Annotated in this window: 20 protein-coding genes; 8 read left to right on the forward strand and 12 right to left on the reverse strand. The window is 62.6% G+C overall.

The genetic code is table 11. The features are described 5' to 3' along the window. Positions 1-13: 13 nt before the first annotated feature. From radA to J7557_RS07320, 9 genes are all read right to left on the reverse strand, one after another. Positions 14-1,414: a DNA repair protein RadA gene (radA, locus tag J7557_RS07280; protein ID WP_035083783.1), complete on the reverse strand. Its 1,401-nt coding sequence runs from the start codon at positions 1,412-1,414 to the stop codon at positions 14-16. After that, positions 1,414-1,968 carry a DUF1697 domain-containing protein gene (locus tag J7557_RS07285; RefSeq protein ID WP_291418814.1) on the reverse strand — a complete coding sequence of 185 codons (555 nt, stop codon included), beginning with the start codon at positions 1,966-1,968 and terminating at the stop codon, positions 1,414-1,416. The genes radA and J7557_RS07285 overlap by 1 nt, the downstream gene beginning before the upstream one ends. Positions 1,969-2,041: 73 nt before the next feature. Then, positions 2,042-3,169: an alanine racemase gene (alr, locus tag J7557_RS07290; protein ID WP_291418816.1), complete on the reverse strand. Its 1,128-nt coding sequence runs from the start codon at positions 3,167-3,169 to the stop codon at positions 2,042-2,044. Between the two features lie 2 nt (positions 3,170-3,171). Beyond that, positions 3,172-4,656: a replicative DNA helicase gene (locus tag J7557_RS07295; RefSeq protein ID WP_291418818.1), complete on the reverse strand. Its 1,485-nt coding sequence runs from the start codon at positions 4,654-4,656 to the stop codon at positions 3,172-3,174. A gap of 183 nt (positions 4,657-4,839) precedes the next feature. Further along, the gene (locus J7557_RS07300; protein ID WP_291418819.1) at positions 4,840-5,442 is read right to left on the reverse strand and encodes a hypothetical protein; all 603 of its coding nucleotides are present in this window, start codon (positions 5,440-5,442) and stop codon (positions 4,840-4,842) included. Between the two features lie 99 nt (positions 5,443-5,541). Beyond that, a complete protein-coding gene (rplI, locus tag J7557_RS07305) occupies positions 5,542-6,108 on the reverse strand; it encodes a 50S ribosomal protein L9 (protein ID WP_035083778.1) in 567 nt (188 codons plus the stop codon). A 215-nt stretch (positions 6,109-6,323) separates the two neighbouring features. Next, positions 6,324-6,572: a 30S ribosomal protein S18 gene (gene rpsR, locus J7557_RS07310; RefSeq protein WP_152565849.1), complete on the reverse strand. Its 249-nt coding sequence runs from the start codon at positions 6,570-6,572 to the stop codon at positions 6,324-6,326. Between the two features lie 24 nt (positions 6,573-6,596). Beyond that, a complete protein-coding gene (gene rpsF / locus J7557_RS07315) occupies positions 6,597-6,995 on the reverse strand; it encodes a 30S ribosomal protein S6 (RefSeq protein WP_291418821.1) in 399 nt (132 codons plus the stop codon). A gap of 215 nt (positions 6,996-7,210) precedes the next feature. After that, complete coding sequence (locus J7557_RS07320) at positions 7,211-8,662, reverse strand: sensor domain-containing diguanylate cyclase (RefSeq protein WP_291418823.1); 1,452 nt, start codon at positions 8,660-8,662, stop codon at positions 7,211-7,213. A 124-nt stretch (positions 8,663-8,786) separates the two neighbouring features. On the opposite strand from J7557_RS07320, the gene fabD reads away from it, so the two are divergent. The 8 genes from fabD (at position 8,787) to J7557_RS07360 (ending at position 16,492) form a co-directional block, all read left to right on the forward strand. Beyond that, entirely contained in the window at positions 8,787-9,737 is a 951-nt protein-coding gene (fabD, locus tag J7557_RS07325; RefSeq protein WP_291418825.1) for an ACP S-malonyltransferase, read from the forward strand. 40 nt (positions 9,738-9,777) lie between these two features. Beyond that, the gene (gene fabG / locus J7557_RS07330) at positions 9,778-10,515 is read left to right on the forward strand and encodes a 3-oxoacyl-[acyl-carrier-protein] reductase (RefSeq protein WP_291418827.1); all 738 of its coding nucleotides are present in this window, start codon (positions 9,778-9,780) and stop codon (positions 10,513-10,515) included. Positions 10,516-10,923: 408 nt separating this feature from the next. After that, positions 10,924-11,160: an acyl carrier protein gene (locus tag J7557_RS07335; RefSeq protein ID WP_035083768.1), complete on the forward strand. Its 237-nt coding sequence runs from the start codon at positions 10,924-10,926 to the stop codon at positions 11,158-11,160. Between the two features lie 21 nt (positions 11,161-11,181). Beyond that, positions 11,182-12,450 carry a beta-ketoacyl-ACP synthase II gene (gene fabF / locus J7557_RS07340; protein WP_291418831.1) on the forward strand — a complete coding sequence of 423 codons (1,269 nt, stop codon included), beginning with the start codon at positions 11,182-11,184 and terminating at the stop codon, positions 12,448-12,450. A gap of 161 nt (positions 12,451-12,611) precedes the next feature. Beyond that, complete coding sequence (mltG, locus tag J7557_RS07345) at positions 12,612-13,724, forward strand: endolytic transglycosylase MltG (protein WP_291418833.1); 1,113 nt, start codon at positions 12,612-12,614, stop codon at positions 13,722-13,724. Beyond that, positions 13,721-14,605 (forward strand): YicC/YloC family endoribonuclease, encoded by an 885-nt coding sequence (locus J7557_RS07350; protein WP_291418835.1) that lies wholly within the window; start codon positions 13,721-13,723, stop codon positions 14,603-14,605. Before mltG ends, J7557_RS07350 begins: the two co-directional genes overlap by 4 nt. A 13-nt stretch (positions 14,606-14,618) precedes the next feature. After that, positions 14,619-15,257, forward strand: coding sequence for a guanylate kinase (gmk, locus tag J7557_RS07355; protein ID WP_291418837.1), 639 nt, complete (start codon positions 14,619-14,621; stop codon positions 15,255-15,257). A gap of 2 nt (positions 15,258-15,259) precedes the next feature. Continuing rightward, positions 15,260-16,492 (forward strand): MFS transporter, encoded by a 1,233-nt coding sequence (locus tag J7557_RS07360; RefSeq protein WP_291418839.1) that lies wholly within the window; start codon positions 15,260-15,262, stop codon positions 16,490-16,492. 144 nt (positions 16,493-16,636) lie between these two features. Here the strand turns inward: J7557_RS07360 and rsmA are convergent, their stop codons facing one another. From rsmA to J7557_RS07375, 3 genes are all read right to left on the reverse strand, one after another. Then, positions 16,637-17,479 carry a 16S rRNA (adenine(1518)-N(6)/adenine(1519)-N(6))-dimethyltransferase RsmA gene (rsmA, locus tag J7557_RS07365; protein ID WP_291418841.1) on the reverse strand — a complete coding sequence of 281 codons (843 nt, stop codon included), beginning with the start codon at positions 17,477-17,479 and terminating at the stop codon, positions 16,637-16,639. Then, positions 17,476-18,474, reverse strand: a complete 999-nt coding sequence (gene pdxA / locus J7557_RS07370) for a 4-hydroxythreonine-4-phosphate dehydrogenase PdxA (protein WP_291418843.1) — start codon at positions 18,472-18,474, stop codon at positions 17,476-17,478. Before pdxA ends, rsmA begins: the two co-directional genes overlap by 4 nt. Before the next feature lie 145 nt (positions 18,475-18,619). Continuing rightward, on the reverse strand, positions 18,620-19,516 hold the full coding sequence (locus J7557_RS07375) for a SurA N-terminal domain-containing protein (protein ID WP_291418844.1): 897 nt from the start codon (positions 19,514-19,516) through the stop codon (positions 18,620-18,622). Positions 19,517-19,530 lie beyond the last annotated feature (14 nt).

Consider the following 19,530-nt stretch of genomic DNA (forward strand, 5'->3'; position numbering starts at 1 on the left):
AGAGATTCTTAACTTACCAGCCTTCCGGCTCGGCCACCGGCTTCTTGCCATTGGCCGCAATTCGGCCAACCATTTCCGACAATTGCGAAAACTCCGTGACCTCGAACCCTGCCGTCTTGTCCACATTGTTGACGCGCCCGGTGACCACCGACTGGAAGCCCAGCTTCTGTGCTTCGCGCAGCCGCAGCCCGGCATGCGACACCGGCCGCACCCCGCCGGCCAGCGAGATTTCGCCGAAATAGACCGCTTCCTTGGGCAGCGGCGATCCGGTCAGCGACGAAATCAACGCCGCTGCGACTGCCAAATCCGCCGCCGGCTCGTTGATTTTCAGCCCGCCCGCGACATTGAGATAGATGTCATTGGCGCCGATCCGCACACCGCAACGTGTTTCGAGCACCGCCAGCACCATGGAAAGCCGCTGGGAATCCCAGCCCACGACGGCGCGCCGCGGCGTACCAAGCGGGGAGGGGGCCACCAGCGCCTGGATTTCGATGAGGATCGGCCGCGTGCCCTCCATGCCGGCAAACACGGCGGAACCCGCGGCGTCCTGATCGCGCTGGTCGAGGAACAGCGCCGAAGGGTTCGCCACCTGCTCCAGTCCGCGCTCGGTCATGGCAAAAACGCCGATTTCGTCGGTGGCCCCGTAGCGGTTCTTCACCCCGCGCAGGATTCGGAACGTGTGGCTCGCATCACCCTCGAAATAGAGCACCGCGTCGACCATGTGCTCCACCACACGCGGCCCCGCGATCTGCCCGTCTTTCGTAACATGCCCCACCAGCACCACAGCCGCGCCCGACTTCTTCGCCAGCCGTGTCAGCGCTTGCGCCGAAGTGCGCACCTGCGTCACCGTGCCCGGCGCGCTTTCCACCCGATCGGTCCACAGCGTCTGGATAGAATCGATGATGACCAAATCCGGCGGCGGCCCATTCTCCAGCGTCGCCAGAATAATCTCGACATTGGTCTCCGCCGCCAGCAGCACATCGGCCTCGCCAAGCCCCAGCCGCTGCGCCCGCAACCGCACCTGCGCCACGGCTTCTTCGCCCGACACATAGATGACCCGCTTGCCCTTGTTGGCCAGCGCCGCCGCCGATTGCAGCAGCAGCGTCGACTTGCCGATACCGGGATCGCCGCCAACGAGCAGCGCCGAGCCCTTCACAAAGCCCCCGCCGGTCACGCGATCCAGTTCCGCAATGCCTGTGACGACGCGCGCCGCGCTTTCCGTCTCGCCCGACAGCGGCAGCAGATTAGCCGGCCGCCCGCCTGATTTCGCCGCCTTCGGCCCAGCGCCGATGCCGCTATCCACCAGCTCTTCGACAATGGTGTTCCATTCGCCGCAGGCATCGCACCGCCCCTGCCAGCGGGTGGTCACCGCGCCACAGGACTGGCAGACGAAATTGGATTTGTTCTTGGCCACTATGCGTTCTCTCGCGCTGCGCATCGTTCGGCGATGCGCCGCACGCTATTCCAGTTCCGGGAGGTGTTGGTCCCGCAATTCTTGTCGATCAGCCGGATCAGTTTTCCCGACTGCGCCACATCTCTGCTGAAATCGACGATGAGATGGTCATGCACCACATGCACCGTCTCCGGCCCGTCATGGCGCTTCAGCCAGTCGAAATCCGGTTTCTTGCTGGCAAAAAAGTAGACCCCGGTCTGGTTCGGCCGCTCTGCCGCCGCTTCGGAAATCGGATCGGCCTTGATGAGCTTCTGCAGCAGCGCCGGCTTGCGCACCACCGGCACCACATTGTCCCCGAGCCCAAAGCTGCGCAACACGCCAACCGTGGTCGTCACAGCCGCCGCTTCCGTGCCATCAAACCCTGCAATCATATTGCCCGTGTTGACCAGGGTCTCCGGCGCGACAAAGCCGGCCGCTTCCGAGGCCTCGCGCCACTGGGCCATGGTCATGAGCTTGTGCGTCACCGGCCCGATGGCGCGCAGCAGGATCACATATGTGCTTGGGTTCAGCGCCAATCCGGTCGATTCCCTCTTAGCACCAACGCTAGCAATTTTGTTCGGTCCGCTCAAGAACAAACAGGGAACAAAATTACTCCGGCAGATAGCCATTGCCGACATAGTTGCGCGTATAGCGCCCCTTGAGCGACGTAAGAAGCTCATAGCCGATCGTGCCTGCCACATCGGCCTGCTCGTCGAGGCCGATATTGGGCCCGAATATCTCGACGCCTTCGCCGGGCTTGGGCAGGTTGGGGCCAAGTTCGGTGATATCGACGACGCTCTGGTCCATCGAAATCTTGCCGATCACCGGACAAAGCTTGCCGCGCACGAACACTTTTGCGCCCGGTCGTGCATTGCTGCCGGAAAGCGCGCGCAGAAAACCGTCGGCATAGCCGTGGCCGATGACCGCCAGGCGGCTATCGCGCGACAGCGAATAGGAAGCGCCATAGCCCACCGTCTCGCCAGTCCGCGCTTCACGCACCTGCAAGACCGGCGCATGCAGCGTCACCACCGTCGCCATCGGGTTCTTGCGCCCGACGACGGCGCGGCCGCCATAAAGCGCAATGCCCGGCCGCACCATCTGGAAATGATAGTCCCGCCCCGTCATCAGGCCCGCGGAATTGGCGAGCGAAGCCGGAATGCCCGGGAACTGGTTCAGCACAGAGCCGAATAGCGCCAGCTGCGTGCGGTTCTTCTCGTGGCTCGGAATATCGGCACAAGCCAGATGGCTCATCACCATCTGCGGCGCATAGCTCAGCCGCGCAATGCGCTCACGCACGGTGACGGCCTCATTGAGCCGAAAACCGAGCCGGTTCATGCCGGTATCGAAGTGGAAAGCGCTGGGATAGGCCTCGTTGCGCTCGACGCATTTGTTGAGCCACTCCTCGAGCATGTCCATCGAGGAAATGACCGGCATCAGGTTCTGCCGGATATAGAGATTGGCCGCGCCGGGATAGAGCCCGTTGAGCACAAAAATATGGGCGCTGGGCAGGGCCGTGCGCACGGCAATGCCTTCGTCAGGCGTCGCCACGAAGAAGAAGCGCGCCCCGGCCGCATAAAGCGCCGTGGCCGCCATTTCGATGCCGGTGCCATAGGCGTCCGCCTTGACGACCGCAGCCGTCAGCGCGCCCTGGCTCACCTTGTCGAGGGCGTTCCAGTTTCGGGCAAGTGCCCCGAGATCGACAGTCAGTTGGCTCCCGAGGCCCGAGGTCAGCTTCATACCTATTCCATGCGTTCGGGCAGATAATCTGCCCTAGCGAGGTTACCGAAGCGTGTGAACTGAGCCTCAAAACTCAACTGCACGGTTCCGGTCGGGCCATGGCGTTGCTTGGCAATGATGACTTCCGCCTTGCCGTGCACCTGTTCCATTTCCCCTTGCCAGGTGATGTGCTCTGGCGTGCCCTCTTTGGGTTCCTTGTTCTTGAGATAGTACTCTTCGCGATAAACGAAAAGCACCACGTCAGCGTCCTGCTCGATAGAACCCGATTCGCGCAAATCCGCTAGCTGGGGATGCTTGTCGTCGCGCGCTTCCACCTGACGGGAAAGCTGGGAGAGCGCAATCACCGGAACTTCCAGTTCCTTGGCCAGCGCCTTCAGCGTCGTGGTGATTTCGGTCAGTTCCTGCACGCGATTCTGGCTTGACGCCTTCGACGAACCCGAGAGCAGTTGCAGGTAGTCGACGATGAGAAGGTCGAGCCCCTTCTGCCGCTTCAGGCGCCGCGCACGCGCTGCAAGCTGAGCGACGCTGAGACCACCCGTATCGTCGATATAGAGCGGCACCTTGCTCATCATGTTCGACACGTCGACAAGCTTGGAAAACTGGCTGTCGTGAATACGGCCGCGACGAATGTCGGAAGACGACACCTCAGCCTGCTCCGCGAGAATACGCGTCGCCAGCTGTTCCGAACTCATTTCGAGGCTGAAGAAGCCGACGACGCCGCCATTGACCGTCTTGTTGTGCCCGTCCGGTGTCACCTCGCCGCGCCAGTTCTTGGCGACATTATAGGCGATATTGGTCACGAGCGAGGTCTTGCCCATGGCGGGACGACCGGCGAGCACGATCAAGTCTGAGCGCTGCAAGCCGCCCATCTGCCGGTCGAGATCATGGAGATCGGTAGCAACGCCGGAAAGGCCGCCGTCGCGCTGAAAGGCTTCGCCCGCCATACGGATGGAGGCACTGAGCGCAGTACCGAAGCTGAGGAAGCCGCCATCGTAGCGGCCCTTTTCGGCAAGTTGAAAAAGCTCGCCTTCCACCTTTTCGATCTGCCGGTTCGGGGTCATTTCGACCTCCGACTCATAGGCGACCGAAACCATTTCTTCGCCTACCATGATCAGGCTGCGGCGAATGGAGAGATCATAGATGGCCTGCCCATAGTCGGCCGCGTTGATAACTGTGGTCGCTTCCGCGGCCAGGCGCGCCAGATATTGCGCCATGGTCAATTCGGGCAGGAACTGGTCGGGCAGGTGGGTCTTGATCGTCGTCGGATCGGCCGACTTGCCGGCGCGGATCACCTTGCTGGTGATCTCGTAGATGTCCCGGTGCACGGGCTCATAAAAGTGCTCCGGCTCAAGGAAATCCGAGACCCGGTAAAAGGCTTCATTGTTGATCAGGATGGCGCCCAGAAGGGCTTGCTCGGCCTCCACATTGTGGGGCGCGACGCGAAACGACTTGTCTTCGGCCGGGTGAAGCCGTGCGATCTCAGCCATCGTGATCCTCGGGGGTGTTAACCTTTCTAACCACGTAGGAGTGGTCGGAGTCCCACCGGCCTATCCCTCAAGGGGTTAAGATTCTTCCTGCCCTGTGAACTCTGTGGACAACGGGGAAACTGACCATCGTGAGTTGCACAGCACCAAGGCATCAGCATGGCGGCATGAGTCGTCATGAAGGGTCTATTTAAATCCCCAGGGACGCGCTTCCGGGTCCGAAGTCGCCCACACGATGCGCTCCACGCGCCAGCTTCCGTCGCTGAGTTTTATCGTCGAGATAAGCACCACGGCCGGCTCACCCTTGGCCTCGACCATATATCTGCCCTGGTCGTCACGCTCGAACGTCGCGCTCGAAAAGGCGCCGGGCTCAAGATCGAACGGCAGCAACCCTTCGGCTTTGGCGTGCACCATGGTCCGATCGAAGAGGAGCGCGCCTTCGAGGTTGACCTCCTTGAGCACGTCGAGACCAATTTCGTCGGTAGTCTGTCGCCCCAAGGCGCCGGTGCCGGCTTCCATGCCGGGGAAAAGCTGAGCCTCGTTGAACTCGAAGAGCTTGTTCGAAAAGGCTGTTTTCGCCTCCGGGCTCAGCAATATCCAGGCCCGGTAGTAGTCTTGGGCAGCATAGGCCTCGACGAAGCCACGCATCACCGCCTCGCTGCTACTCCTGTCGATGCTCTCGATATAGGTGCGCGTCAGTTGCGGCGTCTTGGTCTTGCCCGCCTCCTGCGCCGCCGCGGGCAGGGTGAGCGCGGTCAGCGCCACCGTCAATGCAAGGAACATACGCATAAAAGCCATCCCCCGACATATTGTGCCGCAGAGCATGGCCCAAAAAGAAAGGCCGGACAATCTGTCCGGCCTTCCTCATATCTTGGCAGTCCGAAGAGACTACTCTTCGAAACGGTCTTCCGCAGCCGCATCCTTCTGGCCGGCGGCGAAATCGCCGTCTTCGTCGGCTTCGAAGGTGTGGACGGTGACGTCTTCACCAGCAGCCTGACGGGTCGCTTCGTCGGCCGAGCGGGCGACGTTGACGGTGATCGAAACGGCGACTTCGGCGTGCAGGATCAGCGGCACGGTGTGGACACCGACCGACTTGATCGGGTCTGCGAGGTCGACCTGGTTGCGCTGGACGATGAAACCATCGTTGGCCAGGGCTTCCACGACGTCGCGAGCAGCAACCGAACCGTAGAGCTGACCGGTTTCACCAGCCTGACGGATGATGACAACGGTGCGGCCATTGAGGCCTTCAGCAATGCCGGCAGCGGCGTTGCGGCGCTCTTCGTTGCGCTGTTCGATGTGGGCGCGTTCGTTTTCGAAACGCTTGCGGTTGGCTTCGGTGGCGCGAAGAGCCTTGCCCTGGGGCAGCAGGAAGTTACGGGCAAAGCCGTCCTTCACATTGACTTCGTCGCCGATGGTGCCGGTGCGACCGATACGCTCGAGCAGAATGACTTTCATTCTTTTATTCCTTTGGCTGTCCCGCCTTAAGGGCGGTTAGGAGTTGCAGACCATCCGCAACTCCAGCGGGTATTTGGCTTGGCACGGGTATGCCAAAAGGAAGCCGTTGGGCTGGATGAGATAGTGGTGGTTCGCGAGAACCGGAGCGGAGCGTACCTAAGTACGTGAGCACCGGAAGCGCAGCGGACCGCCGCTAGATCGCCAGCCCAGCGAGCTTACTTGACGGCATACGGCATGATGCCGATGAAGCGAGCACGCTTGATGGCGCGGGCCAGTTCACGCTGCTTCTTGGCAGAAACGGCGGTGATGCGGCTCGGGACGATCTTGCCGCGCTCGGAAACGTAGCGCGACAGCAGACGGACGTCCTTGTAGTCGATCTTCGGTGCGCCTTCGCCCGAGAACGGGCAGGTCTTGCGACGGCGCTGGAACGGACGACGGGCCTGGGAAGTGGTGAGGTCTTTAATAGCCATGGCTATGCGTTCCTTATCTTAGAAGCGGCGGGGACGACGGTCGCCCGAGGGGGCACCACGTTCGCCACGGCCACCACCATCGCGGTCATCGCGATCGCGCTTCTGCATCATCGCGGACGGGCCTTCTTCCAGCTCGTCGACACGCACGGTCATGAAGCGCAGGATGTCTTCATTGATGCGCATCTGGCGTTCCATTTCGGCAACGGCCGGGGCCGATGCGTCGATGTTCAGCAGGGTGTAGTGAGCCTTGCGGTTCTTGCGGATGCGGTAGGAGAGACCCTTGAGGCCCCAGTATTCGTTCTTGGTAACCTTGCCGCCACCCTGGGACAGGATTTCGGTCAGCGCAGCGGTCAGTTCTTCGACCTGCTGCTGCGAAACGTCCTGGCGAGCCAGGAAGATGTGTTCGTAAAGGGCCATTGAATGCGCCTTCCTTTCAGTTTCGATACGCAATGCTTGGCGCGGAGCCCCTTCGAAGCCGGAAAGGCGTCAAAGCAGTCTTGCAAAGAGCGGGAACACGGGAGGCCGGGCAATGCCCTATTTCTCGCTTTTTCAAACGAAAAACCCTCCGTTCAGCCCCCGGCCAAACGAATTGCTGGGCGCGCTATAGAATAGAAGGGGCGCCGATGCAAGCCTCAGGCGCCGGCAGCCTGCAGCAAAACGGCACTTTTGTGGGCCACGACGCGGTTGCGGCCGGCATTTTTCGCCTCATAGAGCGCTTCGTCGGCGAGGCTGAGCATGCGTGACAGGTTGGCCGGCGAATGGAACTCGACAATGCCGATGCTGACGCTTGTGGCAATGGTCACATTGCCATGCTGCAGGGTAGCCGCCGCAATCGCCTCGCGCAGCCGCTCTGCCACCCGCGTGCCTTCCTCGATTCCTGCGCCCGGCAAGACAATGGCAAATTCTTCGCCGCCAAGCCGCCCAAGTACATCGCCCCGGCGCAGTCCGGCGGTCAACAGTTCGGCGACACTTTGCAGAACCTGGTCGCCGAGCGGATGGCCATGTGCATCGTTGATCGACTTGAACCGGTCGATGTCGATCGCCAGGGCCACATTGGGGGTGCCGGCCTTCTGCCGCATCAGAGCGGATTCCGCCGTCTTGTTGAATTGCCGGCGATTGAGCAGGCCCGTGAGAAAATCGTGGTTGGCGCGATGCTCGAGTTCATCATGCGCGTCGAGCCAGAAGGCGTTGATCATCACCATGGCGATGGCCCCAAGGGCCAGAAAGCCGATGCCAAGCCGGAACGAGGCGACATCCCAATGCGAGGCCAGGTCCGCATGGTCGACATAGAGCGGAATGATCCCGGCCGGCACCGCAAAGAGTATCCACATGGCCGCAAGCCCCGCGAGCAGAATGCTGGTCCGTGGCTTGAACTGGGTCGAGCACCAGATGAAAGCCGGCACATGCAGCACCAGCGATCCCGCGCCCCCCACGAGCGGCATGAGCGCGCAGGACCCGGCGAGAGCCGCCAGCGCCGCGCATTTCTCGGCCGCGCCACTGCCATCCTCGGCACCCGGCGCCGTCTGGCGCGGCTTGACCATGCGGCCGGCCATGACCAGCGGCAGGAAGATGCCGTAATTGACGAATTCGGTGGCCATCCACAGGAAGAAACCATCGAGCCGGTCAATGCCGAACAGCGGTCCTGCCACAAGGCCACCGGCAATACCGGTTGAAACCGAAGCTGCCGAAATGACGAGGAAAAGCCGGACGACGTCCGACGGTTTCGTCATCGGAAAGAACTGGCGGGACCAAAGCTGGAGAACGGCAAGCCCGATTGCCGCACCAAGAAGGTTCGTACCGTTGAGGAGCGCAGCCTGATCCAGCGGCGTGCCGGTCATCAGGTCCGCGGCCATATAGGCACAGGCGGCCAGGACCCAGGTCAAAGGCGAATTCGCCTTTGGATAAGTCGCGAGAATGCCGAGCAGCACTGCATTTGCAGGCCAAAGGCTGGCAAGGTCGAAGGCGGCGCGCGTATAGATACCAAGAAGGGCCAGAAGAAAGACGATAACTGCCGTCAGGGTCGCAGCCACAAGCGTCTTGGCGAGACCCGGCTTTTTGGAAGCCGCAGGGGCTGAACTGTCCATGGTGCCTCCAAAAAATCGCACTGGCCCGTAATTCTTGCGCAAATTTCCTTAAGAGAGATTGCTTGACTCAGCCAAATACACTCGGCAAACGCCTCGCAATGTCCGCAACCTCGGAGACGTCGTCATGACCACCAGAGCTTTCACCTTCCCCGGCCAGGGCAGCCAGGCTGTCGGCATGGGCAAGGAACTGGCCGATGCCTTCCCCGAAGCCCGCGCCGTCTTCGACGAGGTCGATGATGCGCTGGGCGAAAAGCTTTCCCAGACCATGTTCGAGGGTCCGGAAGACGTCCTGCGTCTGACCGAGAATGCCCAGCCGGCCCTGATGGCCTCCAGCATTGCCGTGCTCCGCGTCGTCGAAAGCCGCGGCGTCAGCCTCGCCAAGCACGCAAAATTCGTCGCCGGCCACTCGCTCGGCGAATATTCCGCCCTTTGCGCCGCCGGCACTTTCTCTCTTTCTGATACGGCCCGTCTTCTCCGCACCCGCGGCCAGGCTATGCAGAAGGCCGTCCCGGTCGGTCACGGCGCCATGGCTGCGCTGCTCGGCCTCGATCTCGACACCGCCCGCGCTGTCGCTGAAGAGGCCGCACAGGGCGAAGTCTGCCAGGTCGCCAATGACAATGCGCCCGGCCAGGTCGTCATCTCCGGCGCACTCGCTGCCATCGAACGCGCCGTCGAAATCGCCAAGGCCAAGGGCTCCAAGCGCGCCCTGCTGCTGCCCGTCAGCGCGCCCTTCCACTGCTCGCTGATGCAGCCTGCGGCCGATGCCATGGCATCGGCTCTCGCCGAAGTGCAGATGAATGCCCCCGTCGTGCCCGTCGTTTCCAACGTGCTGGCCGCCCCGATCACCGATCCCGCCGAAATCCGCCAGCGTCTCGTCGAGCAGGTTACCGGCGTCGTCCGCTGGACCGAAAGCGTCACCTGGCTTGCAGGGCAGGGCGGTGTCACCGAACTCGTCGAACTCGGCACCGGCCGCGTTCTCACCGGCCTCGCCAAGCGCATTGCGCCCGATCTGGCCACTCAGGCCGTCGGTGGTCCGGCAGATATCGACGCCTTCGTCGCCTCTGTCACGGCCTGAAACAAAACAATAAAGTCATCTCCAAAGGGAGAGAGAAGAAATGTTCGATTTGACCGGTAAGCGCGCCTTGGTCACTGGCGCCAGCGGCGGCATTGGCCGCGAGATCGCCAAGGCCCTGGCCGCTGCAGGCGCCACCGTCGCCCTCTCGGGCACCCGCGTCGGCGCTCTGGAAGAAACCGCTCAGCAGATCGGCAAGGAATGCCCGATCCTGCCGTGCAACCTCTCCAAGATGGACGATGTCGACACCCTCGTGCCCGACGCCGAGGCCGTCATGGGTGGCGTGGACATCCTCGTCAACAATGCCGGCATGACCCGCGACAACCTCTTCATGCGCATGAAGAATGAAGAGTGGGACGAAGTCATCGCGGTCAATCTCACCGCCGCCTTCCATCTCAACCGCGCCGTGCTGCGTGGCATGATGAAGCAGCGCTGGGGCCGCATCATCGGCATCTCCTCTGTCGTTGGCGTCATGGGTAACCCCGGCCAGGGCAACTATGCCGCCTCCAAGGCAGGCCTCATTGGCATGAACAAGGCGCTGGCCTATGAAGTTGCGAGCCGCAACATCACGGTCAATTCCATCGCCCCTGGCTTTATCGCCTCGGCCATGACCGATGAACTCAACGACAAGCAGCGCGAGTCGATCCTCTCGACCATTCCTGCCAACCGCCTCGGTACGCCCCAGGAAGTCGCCGGCTGCGCGGTCTTCCTCTCGAGCGACGCCGCCGCCTACATCACGGGCCACACGCTGAACGTCAACGGCGGCATGGCGATGATATGATTGGGGCTGGCGTCCCCTCTACCGGGGTCGCCCCTCTTGCCCGGCGTCATTCCCGCGAAAGCGGGAATCTCTGCGGCCGGGTAGGGGATTTCCGCTTTCGCGGAAATGACGCGGAGGATGGGATGGGCTTAAGCCGACCTGTGGAGGCTGGGAGGGGGTGGAGCCACCGGCGCTGGCCTATCTGCCCGTTAATAAAGCCTTAAACCCTTGGAAACCACGCCTCTCGCTGCTGGCAAACCCCAAGGAAACATGCTACTCGCGCCGCGTTAACGCTTGCCAGTCTGCCTTGCGAGCGCCGAAAAGGCCGCTTACATTGCCTCTGTGCAAGTCAAAACCGAGCTTGATGAATTGGCTTCGCGCCAATAAGAAGCGAAACGAAACGTCGATTTCTAAAAAGGGAAGTCAAATATGAGCGATGTCGCTGATCGGGTCCGCAAGATCGTTGTGGAACACCTCAATGTGGACGCCGAGAAGGTCGTTGAAAAGGCCAGCTTCATCGACGATCTGGGCGCTGACTCGCTCGATCAGGTCGAGCTGGTCATGGCTTTCGAGGAAGAATTTTCGGTCGAAATCCCGGACGACGCCGCCGAGTCGATCCAGACCTTTGGAGACGCTGTCTCCTTCCTGACCAAGGCCACCAGCTAAGCTGGACGGGCAGGTTTAGACATGGAACTTCGCCGAGTCGTCGTCACCGGAATGGGGCTTGTCACGCCCCTTGGTTGCGGAGTTGAGGCCACTTGGGCCAATATTCTCGCAGGCAAGAGTGGAGCCAAGCGTATCGACGAATTCCAGGTCGACGATATTGCCTGCCAGATCGCCCATCGCATTCCGCTGGGTGATTATGCCGATGGGAAGTACAATCCCGACGACTGGATGGAATCCAAGGAACAGCGCAAGGTCGACGATTTCATCGTCTACGCCATGGCCGCTGCCACCCAGGCCATCCAGGATGCCGGGGTCGAACCCAAGACGCAGGAAGAGCAGGAACGCACCGGCGTGCTGATCGGCTCGGGTATCGGCGGGATTGGCGGCATCTACGATGCCTCCATTACCCTGCACGAAAAGGGCCCGCGCCGCATCAGCCCCTTCTTTATCCCGGGTCGTCTGATCAACCTGGCTTCCGGCCACGTCTCCATCCGTTTCGGTCTCAAGGGGCCGAACCACTCCGTCGTCACCGCCTGCTCGACCGGTGCGCACGCCATTGGCGATGCGGCCCGCTTGATCGCTCTGGGCGATGCCGATGTGATGGTTGCGGGTGGTGCTGAAAGCTGCGTCAACCGCATCTCGCTGGCAGGCTTTGCAGCAGCGCGTGCGCTTTCGACGGGCTTCAACGACAACCCGACCGCCGCTTCCCGTCCCTATGATCGGGACCGTGATGGTTTCGTCATGGGCGAGGGCGCCGGCATTGTCGTGCTCGAAGACTATGAGCGTGCCAAGGCTCGCGGCGCCAAGATTTATGGCGAAGTGATCGGCTATGGCCTGTCGGGCGATGCCTATCACATCACCGCACCCGCGCCCGATGGCGATGGTGGCTTCCGTGCCATGAGCGCGGCCGTCAAGCGTGCGGGCATTTCGCCTTCCGATATCGACTATATCAACGCCCATGGCACGTCGACGCCGCTTGGCGACGAAATCGAACTGGGTGCGGTTTCCCGCGTTCTCGGCGCTGCTGCCGAAGGCCGCGTGATGAGCTCGACCAAGTCGGCCATCGGTCACCTTCTGGGTGCCGCTGGTTCGGTCGAAGCGATTTTCTGCCTTCTCGCCATGCGCGATGGCATCGCTCCGCCGACGCTCAATCTCGACAATCCCTCCGTCGAGACTCCGATCAATCTGGTGCCCAAGGTGGCACTGAAGAAGGAAATCAACGTGGCCCTGTCCAATAGCTTCGGCTTTGGCGGTACCAATGCCACGCTGGTCATGCGCAAGGTCGCCTGACTTTTTCGCTTTGCAAGAGGGGCACGTCGCTCGACTAGGCGACGTGCCCCTTGTTTTTATTCAAATCCATTGCAAACAATGCCGGCGCCCCGCCACGCTGTGGCTGCAAAGAACAACAAGATCGGCACATCCGCTGACTGGCCAAGAGGTGATTCCTTAAGATGAACGACCGCCGTAAACGCCGCCGCCGCTCGTCCAATGGCCTTGTCGATGTGCTCAACGCCCTTCTTACCCTGCTGGTCATCGGCCTCGTCGTCGTTGGCGGCGGTTTCCTTTATGTCGCCCAGCAATATTACGGCGATGGCCCCTTGCCCGAGGACCGCGTCTTCCGCGTTGAAAGCGGCAATACGCTGAGTACGACGGCGAGCCGTCTCGAAGAGCAGGGCTTTATCAGCAATGCGCTGATCTTCCGCCAGTTCGGCGGGCGTGTCGAAGAGAACACCACGGTCAAGGCGGGCGATTTCACCATTCCCGCCAATGCCAGCATGTCCGAAATTCTGCGCGAGCTGACCACAGGCACGCCGATCCGCTATGCCGTTACCATTCCGGAAGGCTGGACCTCCTGGCAGGTCGTGCAGCGCGTAAATGCCGACGATCGCCTCAGCGGCACCATCGATACCCTGCCACCCGAAGGCTCCATCCTGCCGGGTAGCTACGATTACCTGCCGGGCGATACCCGCCAGTCGGTCATCGACCGTATGCAGGCCGCCATGACCACGGCTCTGGCCGAAACCTGGGAAGGCCGTCAGGCCGATCTGCCGCTGGCTTCCCCGGCGGACCTCCTGATCCTTGCCTCCATCGTCGAGCGCGAAACCGGTGTCGCCGAAGAGCGTCCGCAGGTCGCCGCCGTCTTCGTCAATCGCCTCAAGGAAGGCATGCGCCTCCAGTCCGACCCGACGATCATCTACGGCATCACCCTGGGCCAATCGACGCTCGAACGCGGCCTCCGCCGCTCCGAGATCGAGGAAAAGACCGCCTACAATACCTATCAGATCGACGGTCTGCCCCCGACGCCCATCGCCAATCCCGGCATCGAGTCCCTGCGCGCAGTCGCCAATCCCGATAGCCACAACTATCTCTACTTCGTCGCCAAGGGCGCCACGCCGCGCGATGGTCACGTATTCGCCGAGACCTATGCCGAGCATCAGCAGAACGTCGCCCGCTATCGCGAGATCGAGCGCGAGGCCGCCGAACAGGCTGCGACGGACGCTGAGGCCGCCCGTCAGGCCCTCGAAGCCGAAGAAGCAAACGGCACGGAAGGCTCCAGCCAGTGAGCTCCCGTCTCGCCAGCATGACCGGCTATGCCCGGGCCGACGCCATGTTCGGCCCGGCGCGTCTCCGGGTGGAGCTGAAATCGGTCAATGGCCGCGGGCTTGATATCCGCACGCGGCTCGCCCCCGGCCTCGACGCTTTCGACATTCCGATCCGTCAGGCGCTTGGCCAGGCGCTCTCCCGCGGCTCGGTCAATGCTGCCGTGTCGCTCGACCGCCAGAGTGCCTCCGGCGCCGTTTCGGTCAATCCCGCCGCGCTGGAAACCATCCTTGCCGCCATCTCGGCACTGTCCGAGCGCGTCGACGCCCGCCGCCCGAGCCTCGATGGCATTCTGGCTCTGCCCGGCGTCCTCGTCGTCGAGGAAGGTCGAGACATCGACGAGGAGGGCCTCGAACCCGTGCTCATGGCCGCAGTCCGCGAAGCCATCGGTTCGCTACAGCAGTCGCGCTTGGAGGAGGGAACTCGCATCGCCGAAATCCTCTCCCGCCAGCTCGACACCATCGCCGAGCTCGTCGAACGCGCCGACGCCCATCCCGGCCGCTCGCGCGAAGCTATTTCCGCGCGCCTTGCCCTTCAGGTCCAGTCCCTCCGCCAGGAAGCCGACATCTCCCCCGATCGTCTAGCCCAGGAAGCCCTGGTTCTCGCGACAAAGGCCGATATCCAGGAAGAGATCGACCGCCTCCGCGCCCACATTGCCGGCGCCCGCGCGCTGCTCTCCGGTTCAGGCGCCGTCGGCCGCCGCCTTGATTTCCTTGCCCAGGAATTCAACCGCGAGGCCAATACGCTCTGCTCCAAATCGAACGCCGTGGAACTGACCGCCATCGGCCTTGACCTCAAGGCGGTGATCGATCAACTACGCGAGCAGGTCCAGAACATCGAATAGAGTGCCCTAGAAGATGGATTTTCAGCGCCGCGGCGTTATGCTCGTCCTCGCGTCCCCCTCGGGCGCCGGAAAGTCCTCCATTTCGCGCGCGCTCTTCGGTGCCGATCCCAATATCAAGCTGTCGGTCTCGGTGACCACCCGCGGCCGCCGCACCGACGAGATCGACGGCAAGCACTACCACTTCATCGACGTGCCGACCTTCGAGCAGATGCGCCGCGATGGGGGCCTCCTCGAATCCGCCGAAGTCCACGGCAATTTCTACGGCACCCCGCGCGCCCTCGTCGAAGAGCAGCTCTCCAACGGCAACGACATCCTTTTCGATATCGATTATCAGGGTACGTTGCAGCTCTACGAAAAGTGCCGTGCCGACATGGTCACGGTCTTCATCCTGCCGCCCTCGATCAAGGAACTGCGCGCCCGCCTCGAACGCCGCGCCCAGGATAGCGTCGGCACCATCGAAAAGCGCCTCAAGAACGCGCGCATCGAGATGGACCACTACAGCGAATATGACTACGTCCTCGTCAACGAAGACCTCGAACTCTCCGTCGCCCGCGTCCGCGCCATCCTCGCCTCGGCCCGCCTCGACCGTAAGCGCCAGATCAATCTCGACAATTTCGTCCGCGACCTGCAAAACCAGATCGGCCCCGCCTGACCATGACCGATCTGCCGGGCATTCGTCGCGGCACTCGTGAATTCCGGCGCGCCAATGCCGCCTTTTTCCTCGCGGCCTTTTCGGTCTTCGCCTCGCTTTATTCGGTGCAGCCCCTGCTGCCCATGTTCGCCCAATATTGGGTGCGCGACGCAGGCGAGGCGTCGCTGGCCCTCTCCGTCACCACGGCCACCATGGCCGTCGCCCTCATCCCTGCCAGCATGCTCGCCGATCGCCTCGGCCGCCGCCGTCTCATCGTCGGTGCGCTGCTGACCACAGCCGTGCTGGGCGCCGCTTTACCTTTCGCCCAGGTCTGGTGGCAGCTCATCGTGCTCCGCATGCTGATGGGCATCACCCTCGCCGGTATTCCCGCCGTCGCCATGGTCTATCTCTCCGAAGAAATGGCGCCGGACGCCCTCGGTCATTCCATGGGCCTCTATATCGGCGGTACTGCCATTGGTGGCATGGCCGGCCGCGTCATCTCCGGCGTCCTCTCCGATTTTCTGGGCTGGCGCCTCGGCACGGGCATTCTGGCCGCCCTGATCCTCCTCGCTGCCCTTGCCGTAGCCGCGCTCCTCCCCCAGCCGCGCCAATCCACCCGCGACCCCATCTCGCTCCCCGACCTCTGGCGCCGCTGCCGCGCCAGTTTCGACGACGCGGCTCTGCCCTGGCTCTTCGCCAGTTCCTTCCTCATCATGGGCAGCTTCGTCACGCTCTACAATTATGCCGGCTTCCGCCTCGCCCTGCCGCCTTTCCTCCTCAGCCACTCGGCCATAGCGGCGATCTTCCTCGTCTATCTGCTCGGCAGCATCAGCTCCACCTGGGCCGGCGGCCTCTCCCAGCGCCTCGGCCGCCGCAAGGTCTTTTGGGTGCTTGTTGCGCTCATGGGCTTAGGGATGGTCCTCACCGCCATCCCCAACACCTGGGTCATCATCCTGGGTCTGGCCATATCAACCATGGGCTTCTTTGCCGCCCACGGCGTCGCCAGCGCCTGGGTCACCCGCCGAGCCCGCGTCGGCAAGGCTCAGGCCTCGGCGCTCTATCTCGTCGCTTACTATCTCGGCGCCTCAGCCCTCGGCACCCTCGGCGGCTACGCCTGGACCGCCTGGGCCTGGCCCGGCGTCCTCCTCGTCTGCGGCGGTGCCATTTTCCTGGCGCTACTCGTCGCCATAAGACTAGCCTTCATCCCGCCACTCGCCGCGCCGGAACAACCCACCCAACCGCCAACGGCGCAATAGCTTCCCCACCCACCGATCCTCCCTCGCCCCTTGAGGGAGAGGGACAGATTTTCTGCGTTCAGCAGAAAATCAGGGTGAGGGGTATTCTCTCCTCCGCAGAGGAGCAATTGAGGGATCACAGCTCCCCTTCCCGAGCAGGAGATATTACCGCAGCCCCGGCAGCGCCCGCGCCATGGCCAAAAAGGCCTCGATGGGAAGATCCTCGGCCCGCTCATCCCCCTTGAGTTCCGCAGCAGCCAAGAGCCCCTCCACCGGCACACCCAGCGACTTCAGCGATTGCCGTACCATCTTGCGCCGCTGTCCAAACGCCGCCTTGGTCACCTGCTCGACGTGCTTGACCGGCAGACCCTCTTCCACCGGCTTAGGCACGAGATGCACCACGGCCGACGTCACATTGGGCGGCGGCACAAAGGCCTGCTTGCCCACATTGAACGCAATCCGCGCCTCGGTGCGCCAGCCCGCCAGCACCCCGAGCCGCCCATAGGCATCCTCGCTCGGCCGCGCACAAATCCGCTCCGCCACTTCCCGCTGAAACATCAGCGTCAGGCTCTCGAAAAACGGCGGCCACGGCTCCATGGTCAGCCAGCCCGTAAGCAGCTGCGTGCCGATATTGTAGGGCAGGTTGGCGATGATCCGCGTAGGTCCCTCCGCAAGCGTGCGATAATCCATTTCCATCGCATCGCCGGCGATCACAGTCAGCCTGCCGGGATAAGCATCGGCAATTTCCGCCAGCGCCGGCAGCGCCCGCGCGTCGCGCTCGATTGCAATCACCTCGCGCGCGCCCTCGGCCAGCAGCGCCCGCGTCAGGCCACCTGGTCCGGGCCCCACCTCGATCACCCTTACGCCTTCCAGCGATCCGCCAACCCGCGCAATGCGCGCTGTCAGATTCAGGTCGAAGAGAAAATTCTGTCCCAGTTCCTTCTTGGCTCTGAGGCCATGCGTGGCAATGACCTCGCGCAGCGGAGGAAGGTTGTCGATCTGGCTCATTGAGTTCCGGCAGTCATCTTGTCTGCCATGGCTATGGCCGCCAAAAAGCTCGATGTCGAGGCTTTTCCTGTCCCCGCCAAGTCAAACGCCGTCCCATGATCGGGCGATGTCCGCACAATCGGCAATCCCAGCGTCACGTTCACCCCAGCATCGAACGCCACCGTCTTGATCGGGATCAGCGCCTGATCGTGATACATGGCCAATACCGCATCATATTGCCGCCAATGCCGCGGAAAGAACAGCGTATCGCCGGGTAGGGGGCCGATAGCCACAATCCCCTCCGCCCGCGCCTTCTCCAACGCCGGGATGATCACCTCGATCTCTTCCCGCCCGATGGCCCCGCCTTCGCCCGCATGCGGATTGAGCCCCGCAACGGCAATCCGCGGCGTTGCAATCCCGAACCGGCTCTTCAAGTCCCGGTCCATCACCCCCAGCGTCTCGACGATCAGTTCTTCCGAGATAAGCCCCGGCACATCCTTGATCGGCACATGAATGGTCAGCGGCACCGTGCGCAATTCCTCATGCGCCAGCATCATCACCGGGAGCGGCTCGACACCGCCCTCTGGGCATAGTGCTGCCAGAAATTCCGTATGCCCCGGATGCGCAAAGCCAGCGTGATAGAGCGCGCCCTTATGGATCGGCGCGGTCACCAGAGCCCGGCTCTCTCCCGCCTGCACACTCGCCACCGCCTCTTCAATGGCCGCAATCACCACCCTTGCCGAAGCCGGCTCCGGTTGACCCGGTTGGTCTGGCACCACTCCGGCAATATCGGCCACCGGTAGAGCGCGCGCAAAAACCGCGCCGGCGTCGGCCGGCTGCACCGCCTCAACTGCGATATCGAGCCCCAGCCGCTTTGCCCGCTGAGCCAGAAACCCGGCATGCCCGAACACGACAAAGGCCGGAAGCGCAAGCTCCAGCCTTCGTGCAAAAAGGGAGAGAAAAATATCCGGGCCGATCCCTGCGGGTTCGCCCATGCTGATCGCCAGCGGCTTCATCTTCGCGCCCAGTCCAACCGAGAGGTGGTGCCACCCTCGATGTCATCCCTACCAAAGCGGGGACCTCTGTTTGGGTGCTGCAACAGGGATTCCCGCTTTGGCGGGAATGACGCCGGGAAGAAGCGATGCTCCCCGGCTCAAAAGCTTAGTTGTAGATGATCTTGGCGTTCTTGCGCAGGTTCTCGAGGTAAGCAGCAGCTTCCTTTTCCATATTGCCGTTGCCGACTTCGGCGCGCACTTCATCCTTCATGAAGGTGAGGTCCTGCGCCTGCGTCTTTTCGCAGATGGCGAGCATGGAAACGCCGGCTTCGACAACGCGCGGCTTGGTTATGCCGCCCACATTCATGCCGGCCAGTTCCTTGGCCATCGCCTCGGGAAGCTGCGTCGCGTGGCGGCGGCCGATATCGACCACGGCAGCGTCGGTGTAGCCGAGAGAGAGCTGCACGGCGCTGTCGCAGCCGGCAAAGCTCGAACGAAACTTGTTGGCTTGCGCCGTGCGCCCGCTGGCACCTGCGCCCACAAAGATAATCTCTTTGAGGATATAGTCGAAATTCTGGTAGTCCGCGAGGCGCGCGGCGGCCTGTTGGTCGAGTTCGAGGTCCGAAATCTGGACATTGGGAACTACGGCCTGCTGAGCGATGGCATTCCAGGCGATGGCTGCGCGGAGACGATCCTTGAGCGTGTCGGCGCCAACGCCGCCCTGGCCGAGCATTTCGAGCAGCTTGTCCTGGCTAACCTTGAGATTGCGGGCAATCTGCAGCAGCGCTTCGTCAACCTGCGCATTCGAAACACTGATGCCAAGGCGCTTGGCCTCATTCATCTGGATGGCTTCGGTGATCAGCTGATCGGTCGCGCCCTTGCGGCCGGTCTTGTTGCCTTCCATGTTGAACAGGCGCAGCCGCTGATCGACCTGCACGTCGGTCACGGGGGTGCCGTTCACCGTTACGATCGTTGCCGCGAAGCTGGGCAGGGCCGATGCCGTCGCCAGCACGAGGCCGAGGATCATGGCGCCGGTGGTGCGCCGCACAAATGCAAAGGTCATCATCAGGTCCGCAT

This window comes from Devosia sp. (assembly GCF_017744655.1).
Classification (GTDB): domain Bacteria; phylum Pseudomonadota; class Alphaproteobacteria; order Rhizobiales; family Devosiaceae; genus Devosia.